General features: G+C 62.3%; 13 protein-coding genes. 6 read left to right on the forward strand and 7 right to left on the reverse strand.

Annotated elements, in window-relative coordinates; all coding sequences use genetic code 11:
• The first annotated feature begins 117 nt into the window (after positions 1-117).
• From ACILSL_RS04430 to ACILSL_RS04440, 3 genes are all read left to right on the forward strand, one after another.
• A complete protein-coding gene (locus ACILSL_RS04430; protein WP_395730789.1) occupies positions 118-921 on the forward strand; it encodes an SDR family NAD(P)-dependent oxidoreductase in 804 nt (267 codons plus the stop codon).
• 114 nt (positions 922-1,035) lie between these two features.
• Positions 1,036-1,584 carry a TPM domain-containing protein gene (locus ACILSL_RS04435; RefSeq protein ID WP_395730790.1) on the forward strand — a complete coding sequence of 183 codons (549 nt, stop codon included), beginning with the start codon at positions 1,036-1,038 and terminating at the stop codon, positions 1,582-1,584.
• 7 nt (positions 1,585-1,591) lie between these two features.
• Positions 1,592-2,476, forward strand: coding sequence for an N-acetylmuramoyl-L-alanine amidase-like domain-containing protein (locus tag ACILSL_RS04440; RefSeq protein WP_395730791.1), 885 nt, complete (start codon positions 1,592-1,594; stop codon positions 2,474-2,476).
• Positions 2,477-3,569: 1,093 nt separating this feature from the next.
• On the opposite strand, the gene ACILSL_RS04445 is transcribed toward ACILSL_RS04440, so the two are convergent.
• On the reverse strand, positions 3,570-5,750 hold the full coding sequence (locus ACILSL_RS04445; protein ID WP_395730792.1) for a prenyltransferase/squalene oxidase repeat-containing protein: 2,181 nt from the start codon (positions 5,748-5,750) through the stop codon (positions 3,570-3,572).
• A gap of 245 nt (positions 5,751-5,995) precedes the next feature.
• Between ACILSL_RS04445 and ACILSL_RS04450 the strand changes: the two genes are divergently transcribed.
• From ACILSL_RS04450 to ACILSL_RS04460, 3 genes are all read left to right on the forward strand, one after another.
• Entirely contained in the window at positions 5,996-6,178 is a 183-nt protein-coding gene (locus tag ACILSL_RS04450; RefSeq protein WP_395730793.1) for a hypothetical protein, read from the forward strand.
• A gap of 9 nt (positions 6,179-6,187) precedes the next feature.
• Entirely contained in the window at positions 6,188-6,805 is a 618-nt protein-coding gene (locus ACILSL_RS04455; RefSeq protein WP_395730794.1) for a hypothetical protein, read from the forward strand.
• Positions 6,806-7,444: 639 nt separating this feature from the next.
• A complete protein-coding gene (locus ACILSL_RS04460) occupies positions 7,445-7,588 on the forward strand; it encodes a hypothetical protein (RefSeq protein WP_395730795.1) in 144 nt (47 codons plus the stop codon).
• Between the two features lie 21 nt (positions 7,589-7,609).
• Here ACILSL_RS04460 and ACILSL_RS04465 read toward each other — a convergent pair whose 3' ends face one another.
• The 6 genes from ACILSL_RS04465 to nuoF all read right to left on the reverse strand — a co-directional run.
• The gene (locus ACILSL_RS04465) at positions 7,610-8,131 is read right to left on the reverse strand and encodes a hypothetical protein (protein ID WP_395730796.1); all 522 of its coding nucleotides are present in this window, start codon (positions 8,129-8,131) and stop codon (positions 7,610-7,612) included.
• Between the two features lie 80 nt (positions 8,132-8,211).
• The gene (locus tag ACILSL_RS04470; RefSeq protein ID WP_395730797.1) at positions 8,212-8,796 is read right to left on the reverse strand and encodes a hypothetical protein; all 585 of its coding nucleotides are present in this window, start codon (positions 8,794-8,796) and stop codon (positions 8,212-8,214) included.
• Between the two features lie 664 nt (positions 8,797-9,460).
• A complete protein-coding gene (locus ACILSL_RS04475; RefSeq protein ID WP_395730798.1) occupies positions 9,461-9,586 on the reverse strand; it encodes a hypothetical protein in 126 nt (41 codons plus the stop codon).
• 44 nt (positions 9,587-9,630) lie between these two features.
• Positions 9,631-10,257 carry a hypothetical protein gene (locus ACILSL_RS04480; RefSeq protein ID WP_395730799.1) on the reverse strand — a complete coding sequence of 209 codons (627 nt, stop codon included), beginning with the start codon at positions 10,255-10,257 and terminating at the stop codon, positions 9,631-9,633.
• Between the two features lie 75 nt (positions 10,258-10,332).
• Positions 10,333-10,794, reverse strand: coding sequence for a hypothetical protein (locus ACILSL_RS04485; RefSeq protein WP_395730800.1), 462 nt, complete (start codon positions 10,792-10,794; stop codon positions 10,333-10,335).
• 44 nt (positions 10,795-10,838) lie between these two features.
• Positions 10,839-12,007: NADH-quinone oxidoreductase subunit NuoF (gene nuoF / locus ACILSL_RS04490; RefSeq protein ID WP_395730801.1), on the reverse strand; the 1,169-nt coding region annotated here is incomplete at its 5' end.

A 12,007-nucleotide genomic window follows, 5' to 3' on the forward strand; every position in this document is an offset into this window, starting at 1 on the left:
AGGTCTCGTGTCCAGGTCTTTTCGGGGGCAGCATGGCGTTCAATGAGGCGCGGCAGCCTCCTGGCATTCAGCGGAATGCGGGTTGAAGGCGGGGGGCCTCCTGGCTATTCCTTCCCCATGCCCAAAGGTTTTTCCCTCCCCCAGTGCCGCGCAGTCATCACCGGTGCCTCTTCCGGACTGGGGGCGGAGTTTGCCCGGCAGCTCGCCCCGGTGGCGGAGGCGCTGGTGCTCGTGGCGCGCAGGGCGGAGGCTCTGGAAAAGGTGAAACAAGAGCTGTCCGCCACCCCGGCGCGGCTGCTTTGCTGTGTGGCTGATTTGTCAACGGATGCGGGGCGTGATGAAGTCAGCGCCTTCCTCGCCGCCCATGGAGTGAAGCCCAACCTCCTCATCAACAACGCCGGGATGGGTGATTACGGCAGCTTCGCGAGTTCCTCGGTGGAAAAAACGCGGACGCAGATCGAGCTCAACATCACCGCGCTCACGCTGCTCACGCATGCGCTGCTGCCGCAGCTCCAGACCCCGGGGGGAATCTTGAATGTGAGCTCGCTGGCCAGCACGCTGCCGATGCCGGACCTCGCGGTCTATGCGGCGAGCAAGGCCTACGTGACCAGTTTTTCGGAGGCGCTGGCCATCGAGCTGGCCCCCAGGGGCATCACCGTGAGCTGTGTCTGCCCGGGGCCGACACCGACGAACTTCAGCCAGACGGCGAAGCGGGCGGACGATGGGGACACGAACCGGGATGGGCAGGCTTTGCTGCGCATCCCGCCTTCCCAGGTGGTGCGTGAGGCACTCGGGGCGCTGCAGGCGGGGCGGGCCTGCGTGTTTCCGGGAGTGGGGGTCTCGATTGCCGGCCGGGTGTTCCGCCTGATGCCGCGCGGGATCATGCGCTGGGCGCTGAGGCGGCGCAGTGGCAAGGAATGATCATTGCACAAAGGCGGCGGCAGGTGGTACATTGAAAGGGTGCGCTGCCCTGCCTGCCGAACCCCTGCGATTGAAACCGATGCTGCCTGCAGGCAGTGCGGGTTTTCTCTGGAGGTGGCGGACCGCACCTTTGGCATTGCACCGGCCTTGCAGCGCCCGATTGCGGACATGACGGGCGTGCTGGGGACTTTTTCAATGAGGCGTGCCGCCCATGTGATCGCGGAGGTGGAGCGGCGCTTTCCCCAGCTGCGCATCGCCGCAGTGCTCACCGAGGTGCCGCCCCAGGCGCCGCTGCTGCCCTATGCCTTCTGGCTCTTCAACCGTGGCAGTCTTTCGAGCGCGGTGGAAAAAGGCGGTGAGAACCGGCTGGTGATGCTGCTCATGGATACCAGCTCTGACCGCGCGATCACCATGCTCGGCTATGGGCTGGAGCCGTTCATGCAGGAGGCGCATCTGCAATCCTGCCTGCAGGCGGCGGAGCAGCCGCTGCGGCGCAGGCGGTATGCGCAGGCCATCGAGTCCTTTGCGCGGGAGCTGGACCGGCAGCTCGTGGAGCTGTGCCGTCTGGTGCCCAGGCAGTTTGGCCTGGTGGATGAGGCCCAGTGGCTGAATGCCTGTGCTGCGGGAGAAGAGGCTTTGGGGATGGCGGAAAATCGCTATTGATGCTGCCATGCTGACACGCCGCCACTTCTTGTCCTGGGGCCTTCTGAGTGGAGGAGCCTCCCTGCTCCGCGCTGCCGAGTTTCTGCCGCAGTCAGTCACCTTCAGAGGGGTGGAAAAATTTCAGCAGGTGGTGGCGCAGGCCATGGCGGAAAACTGGGCCGCCCTGCCGATGGGCGCACGCGTGGCGCAGTTCGGGCAGGCGCTGCGGGGCATCAAATATGTGGGCTGGACCCTGGAGATTGACGACCACATTGAGTCGCCATCGGCCAATTTCACCGGGCTGGACTGCTGGACCTTTTTTGAGATCTCCCTCGGGCTGGCGCGGATGATTGGCAAGCGGCAGAGCTCCTACTCCCCGGGCGATCTGCTGCGGCAGATCGAGCAGACACGCTATCGCGGCGGAGTGTGCCGGGGCAACTACCTCGACCGCATCCATTACCTGGATGAGTGGTACACCGACAACGCCGCGCGCGGAAACATCCGCAATGTGACGCGTGCCGTCGGGCCGGTCGTGAGGCTGACGGAACGTGGCAACGACGAGATGTCGCTCAATCCCAAGCTCTACCGCTACCTCCGGGCCAATCCCGCGCTGGTGCCCCAGTTGAGGCAGATGGAGGCGCGCCTGGAGCAGGTGCCGTTTGATTACATTCCCAAAGCCCAGGTGGCCGCCTGTGAGCCGCAGATTCAAAGCGGCGACATCATCGGCATCGTCACCAACCGCCCGCATGTCTACTGCTCCCACGTCGGCCTCGCCCTGCGCACCGCAGACGGCGCCTGCCATTTTATGCATGCCTCAGCGACCTACAAGAAAGTCGTCGTGGACAAGACAATCCATGAGTACCTGAACTCAGTAAAGAGCCACGCCGGAATCGTGGTGGGCAGGCCGCGGTGAGAGGGAGATTGGCGAGGGAATGGATGGGCGGAAGAGCGGAGTTTTTAACCGCTGATTAGACGCTGATTCAGAATCAGAGGCCGGTCGCTGAGAATGCCTTTGTGAGGAGGGTGCATGAGTCTTTGAACTCGGTGAGGGGCCTTGCGGGGATTGGGGGGAAAAGGCCGAGGTAGAGTTGACGGTGGCTGGACGTTGTTGACGATGGTTGACGGTTGTTTGGCAGAGGGGGACCGGGGTTATAGCGGTTCGCAAAACTCATTTCCGTTTAGCAGGCTGTTTCTTGATCGATGATCATGGGCTTCGACGGCGGCTGGCTGAGGACAGCCAGCCCTACCAGCACTGGGCATGCGAGCGCCCCGCGCGAGGTAGGGCGGATTGTCCTCAAGCCGCCGCCGAGAGCGTCTCCACGCTCGCTTTCCGGAAATCAGTTTTGGAAAACGCTAGAGCATTTTAAATAAAAATGTGGCCTCATCTGGGTTGAAAAACCCAAAGCTATCGCGAGGGCGACAGCAAAGTGGTCCGCACAGTCCCCTGTGCGGCGCTCCGCCACACCCATCAAATCCGCGTCCACCGCCGCCGCCCCATTAGGCTATAATATAATTTAAAATGCTATATAACCGAATGCCATTCATGCCTGGCATGAATGGCACTCGGTTAAGGCGGGGTTTCGTGCCTGTTTCGCCCCTTCTTGAACGCCACAAGCCACTCATCACGCCGTCCACACATCAGCCCCAAAGGGGCTGCGTCATTCAGCCCAGGGGGGCCGAGCCTCAGGCGAGTGCTCCCCTGGGATATGGCCGAACAATCCGGGCAGCAAACCCTGCGTCTTCTTTGTACCCGCGTCCACCAGCAGCGTCCTCACCGTCCCTCCGCCGCTGCCAGCGTCCGCTGGATTCTGTAATCCACGATCCATGCCCTTAACCGAGTGCCATTCATGCCTGGCACCTTTTGTCACCATAAACACACGCGTGCCCCACTCTCCGCCAAGGCCACGAGGACGGGGCGGAACTGGATGATCTGCCTCTTCTTTGCGCCGCGCTCGTGGGGGTGGGCGCTGGGCGGCGGCTTGGAGACCAGCCGCCTTACCCTGCCCCTACTTATCGAAGAAGTTGGCTTCTTCGCGGTCGCCCACCTTGAGGTAGCGGTAGTACACTTCGAGCTGCAGCGTGCAGAGGCACTGGCGGTAGATCTCGTCGGCGGCATCTCCGGAGGGCCAGTTGGGCCGGCCGCGCTTGAAGGAGCCGTCGGGCTGCTGGGCGCCGAGGATCTGCGGGAGAAACTGCTGGTTGTAGAATTTCCAGTCTTCGCCGCCCTGCTGGAAGAAGGCCTGGGTGTAGTAGTACCAGCAGTAGAGGTTGCAGTTTTTGTTCCAGTCCAAGGGCTCGGCGGTAAGGAAATCGGTGAGGAATTTGATGCCCTTCTTGATGGGCGTGGTCTTGCCCTTGGCCATGGTCTGGAGGCCGAGGATGCCCACGCCGGAGAGGCTCCACTGATTGTAATGCGCGTCACGGTTCGCGCCGCCGAAGCCGCCATCCTTGGTCTGCTTGTCTTCGAGGTATTTGGTCAGCTTGGTGATGGAGCTGTGCAGCCCATCAATCTTGAGCCCGGAGTTCTTGGCGGCCTTGAGCGCCTGGAACTGCCAGCCGGCCACGGACAAGTCTTCGCGGCTTTTTTTGCCGGCATAGAAACCGGTCTCGCCGTCGTAGACCCAGCTTCCGCTGTCCTGCTGGTTGTCGATGATGATCTTCACGCCTTGTTCGAAGGCTTCGCGCATGCCGGGAAGGCTCTTGCTGCCGAGACGGGCCAGCGTGTACATTTCGCCCAGGGCGTAGGTGGCGATGCCGTGCTCGTAAACGGGGGCGTTGCCTTTTTCCGACTGGCTGAAGAGTTTGTTTTTGTGCTTCTTCTGGGCCTCAATGAGGAACATGATGGCTTTGGTGACGTTGTCACCGTAGAAGGGGGACTCCGGCGTTTCGCAGCGGCCCAGATAGCACAGCAGCGCCAGGCCGGTGAAGGCACACTTGCTGTTTTTGCCCCAGGAGCCGTCGGGGTTCTGCTTGGTCTTGAGCCATTCGAGGGAGGCGCTCACAGCGGCCTCACACTCGGGAGAGCCGCCGTTTTGACGCAGCTTTTCAAGTCGTTCCTGCGTGGAGCAGCGGCTGCGCATGGAGGGCGGCAGGGTCACGAAACCGCCTGCGGCTCCCATCCCCATACCTTTGCCAAAGCCGCCGCCGGCTCCGGCCATGCCGAAACCACCGGAAGCACCCAGAGCGCCACCGCCCATCATTGCGCTGACGTCCGGCATGTCCAGAGAGTCCGGCGGTGCCTCAGGCAGGCTGATGGCCGAATTCGTGCTCGCGCTCACGAGCTTCTTCATCGGCATGGTCTTGTTGATGCTGCTGCGCTTCTTCTGCTGCACCTTGTGCTGCAGATCCGCGCTGGCCTGCGCGCCCTGCGCCGTGCCGCCACCGGGCAGGAAGTCCACCTGCTTGTCCATCACACCGCTCTGGAAAACGATGAACAGCGCCAGCACGCCGAGACCGGCGTGAATCAAAATACTGAGGAGCAGCGAGCTCGCACCGGCCTTCAGCCAGAGCTGCACAAACTTGTTCGGCGGCTTGGCCACCTCGATGTGGGTGAGTGCGGGCGGGTGATAGATCTGGCCTTCGACGTGCTCAGGAACGACCTCAGCGGCGGCGGCTTCACCGTCGTCATCGGTCGGAGCGGCGGCTGCCACGGCCACAGCCACGCTCGGGGCGGGCATCACGGGAGCACCGGAAGGCGCAGGCATGGCGGGTGCCACGGCGGCAGGCACCGGCATCGCGACGGCGGCAGGCACAGGCATCGCTACAGGCACGGCGGCGCTGGCGGGCTTGGGGGCCGGGGCTGCTGCGGGCGCGGCGGTGGGAACGGCACCGGTGGAAGGCACGGGCGGCGGCATCATGGCCGGCATGGGCATCTGCGGCATGTAGCCCGGCGGATAGCCCGGCATCTGCGGCGGATAGCCCTGCGGCATCGGGTAGCCCGGCGGATAACCCGGCATCTGCGGTGGATAACCCTGCGGCGCGGGGTAGCCCTGCGGATAGCCCGGCATCTGCGGCGGGTAGCCCTGCGGCATCGGGTATCCTGGCGGATAGCCTGGCATCTGCGGCGGGTAGCCCTGCGGCGGATAACCTTGGGGATACCCCTGCGGCAGCGGCTGCGTGACACCGGGAGGGGGTGGCTGCTGCGGATTCTGAGGATTCTGCGGGTTACCAGGCTGCGACGGATTCATTTCAAGAAAAACTGTTGAGTTACATGTATATACACGTCGGCCAGCACTTCCGACAAGATGAATTTACAGGCCGCGTGAACGAACTGGGAGGGCGTGCTGAAGAGGAAACGCCCGGCGAGGCCGATTCTTAGCCGGCCAGAACGCCCAGGGGCACTTTTGGGGAACTGCCGCAGGATGCCCACCGAACGCGAATTGTCATTTGCACGACGGGCCTCTTCCGATAGGATGGCGCACCCCGATCCCACATGAAAACCGCCTCTTTCATCCTCTGCGCCGCCGCCCTCGTCCTCGCCTCCACTTCCTGTGGAAAGCACTCCTGGAAGGAAACCCAGGTGCTGCACGAAGGCATGCACAAGGCGCACGACGAAGGTCACGGCGCTGACGCCCACGCGAAGCCTGCCGAACACGGCGAAAAGAAGGCCCACTAAGCCCACTCCATGCGCCGCTACGCCTTCATCGGGCTGCTTGCACTGGTGATCGTGGCGACCAGTTGTGTGATGCTGCGTACCTGCTGGGCACGCCTGTCTCCCGCCATTCCCTCCACGGGCGGCAAACCCTTGCACATCCGCCTGCCGGATGATGGCAAGACGCACCTGCAAAAGGATCAGCGCTGGGCAGCGGATCAGCTCGGCACCTCCACCGGCACGCTGGGCAGCCACGGCTGCCTCGTCTCCAGCGTTGCCATGGCCTGCTCAGACCTCGGCGTGCAGCTCACGCCCAAGGAACTCAACGCGCGCCTGAAAAAAGCCGACGGCTTCCTGCCGCAGGGCTGGGTGGTGTGGAACGCCCTCCCCCGCGTGACCGACAAAAAGCTCGCCGCCGATTACCACCCCGCCGCCAGCCATGCCGTGATGGACGCCGCCCTGGAAGCAGGCGCCTACCCCGTGGTGAAATATTTCCTCCTCGGCGGCATCCAGCACTGGTGCGTCATCGTCGGCAAAGACGGTCTGGACTACCTCGCCCGCGATCCCCTGCGGGATGACAAGCAGCCCGTGAAGCTCTCCGAACTCACCGCCAAGGTGTATGCCGTCCGCGTGATCCGGCGGGCGGAGTGATACCAAGCGCCTGAGCGCAGCGGGCTCAGGGCGTAGGTCGGTCGTGTTTGGCGTCGAGCGCGTGTCCATCGACTACCGTCCCCTGCGCCAAACCGCCCGACTGCGAGGACGTTCGTGCGCCAGGGGGCGTTGCCGAACGCTCACAGACGGGTCCATTCTTCGCACTGCGTGCTTCGAAGGATAAACCGGGCTGTCGCCACACCCATCGTATGCATGGCAGGCATTCCGTACTGGGAGCGCCGATATTTTATCGGCTCTGGGCACGGCTCCGCCGCACGGGCAGGCAGCGTGAGGCCCGTGAGCTTGTTTCCGTGGCGATGGCGCAGGGACGCTCGCCAGAGCCGATGTGGACATCGGCGCTCCCAGCAATGATAACGGCCGTTGCCTGTCTTCTCGCGAAGATTCAATGGATCCCCAGACTCGTTTTAACTGCTCGTGGCATGAGGCTGCTCAGTGCGGCCGCCACGAGCACACATTGTCCTGCCACGTCTTGGCATCGCGATCCGGGCCGGAGGAGTAGATGAGCGCCTGAGCGCAGCGGGCTCAGGGCGTAGGTCGGTCGTGTTTGGCGTCGAGCGCGTGTCCATCGACTACCGTCTCCTGCGCCAAACCGCCCGACTGCGAGCACGTTCGCACGCCATGGTGCGTTGCCGTACGCTGATGGACGGGCGGGCTTCGCCACGACCGTCCTACGGTCGCCTGCGGGATGACAAGCAGCCCGTGAAGCTCTCCGAACTCACCGCCAAAGTGTACGCCGTGCGCGTGATCCGGCGGGCGGAGTGAGGGGGGCTTGATGGAACCGAATCAGGGAGCTTCAGGCTGCGGTTCTCGCTTCAAGTGAGGATAAAGATCGCTGAATTTGAAGTGGAGGGCGGCCCGCATGTCGGTGCGAAATTGCATGAGGCAAAAAACGGCCAACGCAGTCACCGGTCTCCAGTCCCACAGGCGTGACGCCAGGCCAGAGAGAAAGGTCTCGGCCTCCGGCTGATCAAGAATCCACCGCGCGATGAGGTAGGCGCAGAGCGCCCGAACAAAGCTGGCACGGTTGGCACGCAGCCGGGCTTCTTCATCCTCGACTGGATCAATGCGCAAGGAAGGGAGAACCGTGATGAAAAACAATGCCGCGATGACGAACAGCCAATGGACCGACTCCACCTTCGATGAGAGGCGCAGGTAGATGGCCATGACCAGCAGCGGCTTCGTCACAGCGGCCAGGATCATGGAATAGCGGATGACGGTGTATCGGCTCTTGGGCGGACTGGCGCTTCTGCGGTGCGCTGGGAAACGCGGTGCGTGCCAGCCTGCCAGCACGCTCAAGTTCGACATTCTTGGCGGTTTCGCTTCGCCTGTCGAGTTCCAAATGGGGGCTGGAGATCGCTGGCGCTCCGCACTCCAGACGGGGGCGGCTAGTGGGGCCTCCATGAGCAGACGTTGTCCTCCCACGTCTTGGGATCGCGGTCGGGGCCGGAGGAGTAGATGAGTACCTTCAGTGGCAGCGTCGGGGGCTGGTGCTCCGCGCCAAACTCTGGATTGGGAACCTGTTTATCGTCGTTGGTGTCGAGGACGATGTAGTAGGGTTCGCCCCAGCGATCGCTGAGCACCCATTCCGCGCCATCCTGCCAGAGGCCGTTTTTGTGAGCCACGGCGTTGGGGAAGTCGATGAATTTGACGTCTTTGGGGTTGAGCGCGCGGTCCTGCCCCAGAAGCGCCGGCACGATGGGGCCGCGCGTGCGGAGGGAGACATCAGGACCATGCCAGTCGGATTTCGGGATGGGGAAGTGTGCGGAATCCATTTCAAACGCAGTGATGCCGTACTTCAATTGTTTGATGGCCGCAGCCGTGGGTGATTTGGTATTTCCTTGGATAAACTTCATGCACGAGGTCAGCCCCGGCAAAGCCACCAGCATGAGGCCGAGGATGATCGCGAACCTGCGACAGTCGTTTTTTTTCGAACCCCGCGCTTCATGGCTGGCCGTGGTGGATGCGCTCATGGCGTTGTTTTATGTCAGCGAGGCCTGCGCTGTCGAGCCTTGAATCAAAGCCGACGTTTCTCCAGACGCATTTCCAAAGTCAAAGCGTCAGGCTGAGCTTGCGGGTGCCTGCATGGAGGTTTCCCCCGAGGGCTGAAGGCCCGCCGGAGTCAGCCCAGGGCGCCGGAGCGCAGCGACAAGCCCTGGGATTCCGAACGTCCCATGGTTTTCTTTCCAAGGATGCGCTCTGAAGGAGCGCGGGAGAGCCTGCGCAGACTCGGAGAATGGCCGGTGATACAGCCATTCGCAAAACTCATTTCCGGCAAGGAGGTCTGGAAATGCCCGATGGCTCATGGAGGAGCATGATGCCTGAGGGCTGGTAGGGACGCGTTGTGCGCGTCCCTGGAATCCTTCGTCCCAGCGCTGTCTCACGGCCCCTGCGCACCGCATCTCACCCAGCGCTCCACCTCCCGCAGCGTCCTTTGCCATCACGCTGCAGAAGGCGGCAAGGACGGCGCACCTTTTGGGGGCGCCTGCGGGTGCCACAGACCCGAAAAAAGGGACGCGCACAACGCATCCCTACCAGCCCTGGAGCAGCGCGGCAGGAAGGGGCATTTCGGAAATCCGTTTCGCAAACCGCTATACCAGGACGTCAGGGGCCCGGCGCTCCATCTCCCGCGCTCCATCAGAGCGCATCCTTCGGCGTGAAGGTGTTCATTCTCACCAGACCCAGGCCTTGCTGCGCTGCGCCCTGGACTGACTCCTGCGGACCTTCGGCCCGCGTCTGTCCTGCCATCACATATGATTTCATGACATGAGCGGCGTCTGTGGACGTCCTCGGCGGGAGTGGGGCGGCTACTCGGAGCGCCAGGAGCAGATGTTGTCAGACCACGTCTTGGGATCGCGGTCGGGGCCGGAGGAGTAGACGATGATCTCAACTGGCAGCATTTCGGGAAGGGGATGCTGCTGAAGAGACTGGGCGGATCTGGGGTAGGGATGCTCCGCTCCGAATTCGGGATTGGCGATCTTGCCGTCTCCGCTGGTGTCGAGGATGAGGTAGAAGGGCTCGCCCCACTGGTCGCTGAGCACCCATTCATCGCCATTTTGCCAGAGGCCAGACTTGCGCTCTGCGGCCTGGGGCAGGCCCATGAATTTGATCTCCTTGGGATTGAGTCCTTCGATGTTTTTGCCGAGCAAGACTGGCAGCATGGGGCCGCGTGAACGAAGGGCCAGGTCCTGGCTCGTCGGGACGTCTCCAAGAATGGGGAAGCGATGGTATTCGACCTTGTAGTCTGGGATCGAAATTCGAAGATCCCTTATTGCATAACGGTCCAGCCAGTAAATCTTTTTGGCTTGAGCTGCATAGCGGAAAAATACCGTGAGAGCAGCCACGCCTGCGATGAGGATGGCGAGCGCCAGCAGAAGACATCGGCATCCGGTTTTCTTGGCTGCCGGGGAGATGAAGGGATTGGCATCCTGCATGTTGCCGTTTTAGCTGACAGGACAGGGGTCTGTCGAGTTCTGAATGAACGCCGATGCCGCATGGCTTGCGGCGCGCTACTTCGTAAAATAGGGAGGCTGATTGTCCTCCCACGTCGCCGGGTCTCCATCCTTCCCGGCTGAGAAGATGACCATGCGTGCGGAGAGCTCCTTCTGCGTTGCGCCCGGCTTTGGTGGCACGGTCAGCAGTTCGGGGTTAGGCACTTTGCCGTCGTTGTTGAAGTCGCAGATGATGTAGTAGAGCGAGCCCCAGCCATCTTTGTTGGGTGTAGCGATGCTTCCCGGCATATTGATCTCCTTCACCATGGCGTCATCGAATTGCCAATCTGTGCGCAGCAGCACCTCATCACGCGGGCTTGTTGCACCGATCTTTGAAGCCACGTACTCGGGCGTGATGAGCCCTTTCATCGCGCCCATCATGAAATAAGTCCCGTTCCATGGGCCATATTCGATTGAGTTTTTTCTGCCGATGTAACCGACAAAGAACCAAGCCAGCACGGCGATGATCACAACGATCATGCACCGTCTGAAACTCCACAGCTTTTCCTTGTCCGTGGGCGAACTCACCCCACCAGCCCCGCAGCGGCCACCAGCGTCTCTTCATTGACGATCTTGCCCGTCAAATCAGGTTTGCAGTCGGCTTTGAGCTCGTCGCGGAATTTCTTGATGAAGCTCTGCGTCGGCCAGGAGGCGGCTTCGCCGAAGGCGCAGATGGTCTTGCCTTCGATCTGGTTGGCCACGGTTTCGAGGGTGTCCACGTCGTCGGGGCTGGCTTCGCCGCCCACGATGCGGTCGCTGATCTTCTTCATCCACAGGCTGCCTTCGCGGCAGGGGGTGCACTGGCCGCAGGACTCGTGCGCGTAGAAGTTGTTCAGGTTGTTGATGACCCAGGTCATGCTGCGGCTGTCGTCCATGATGATGACGCCGCCGGAGCCGGCCATGGTGCCGCACTGCGCCATGGTGTCGAAGTCCATCGGGATGTCCATGATGCCGATCTCGCGGCCGTCACGGAGCTTGTACTTTTCATCCGCACGCAGCACCTTGGAAGAGCTGCCGCCGGGGATGATCGCCTTGAGTTTGCGGCCGGGTTTCAGACCACCGCAGAGGACGTCGATGACCTCGCCCATCGTCACCTTGCCCACTTCCACTTCGTAGTAGCCGGGCTTCTGCACATCGCCGCTCACGCAGAGGATGCGGGTGCCGGTGTTGTTCGGCGTGCCGAGCTTGGCGTACTCCGCGCCGCCCATCTCGATGATGTGCTTCACATGGCAGAGGGATTCCACGTTGTTCACGATGGTCGGGCTCATGTAGAGGCCCAGCGCCGCAGGGAAATACGGGGGCTTGATGCGCGGGTAGGGGCGCTTGCCTTCGAGCGATTCGATGAGGCCGGTCTCTTCGCCGCAGATGTAGGCGCCGGCACCGCGATGCACGTAGATCTCGCAGTCGAAACCGGAGCCGAGGATGTTCTTGCCGAGGAAGCCCTTTTCGTGCGCTTCAGCGATGGCCTTTTCGAGGATCTTCGCCGCGTAGGGGAATTCTTCGCGCACGTAGATGTAGGACAATTTGGCACCCACGGCGAAGCAGGCGATCGTCATGCCTTCGATCAGCTGATGCGGATCCTGGTGCATGATGTAGCGGTCCTTGAAGGTGCCGGGCTCGGATTCGTCGGCGTTGCAGATCAGATACACCGGCTTCGTGTTCGTCGGCGGGATGAAGCCCCACTTCACCCCGG

Origin of the sequence: Prosthecobacter sp., assembly GCF_044222345.1 — a bacterium.
Classification (GTDB): Bacteria; Verrucomicrobiota; Verrucomicrobiia; order Verrucomicrobiales; family Verrucomicrobiaceae; genus Prosthecobacter.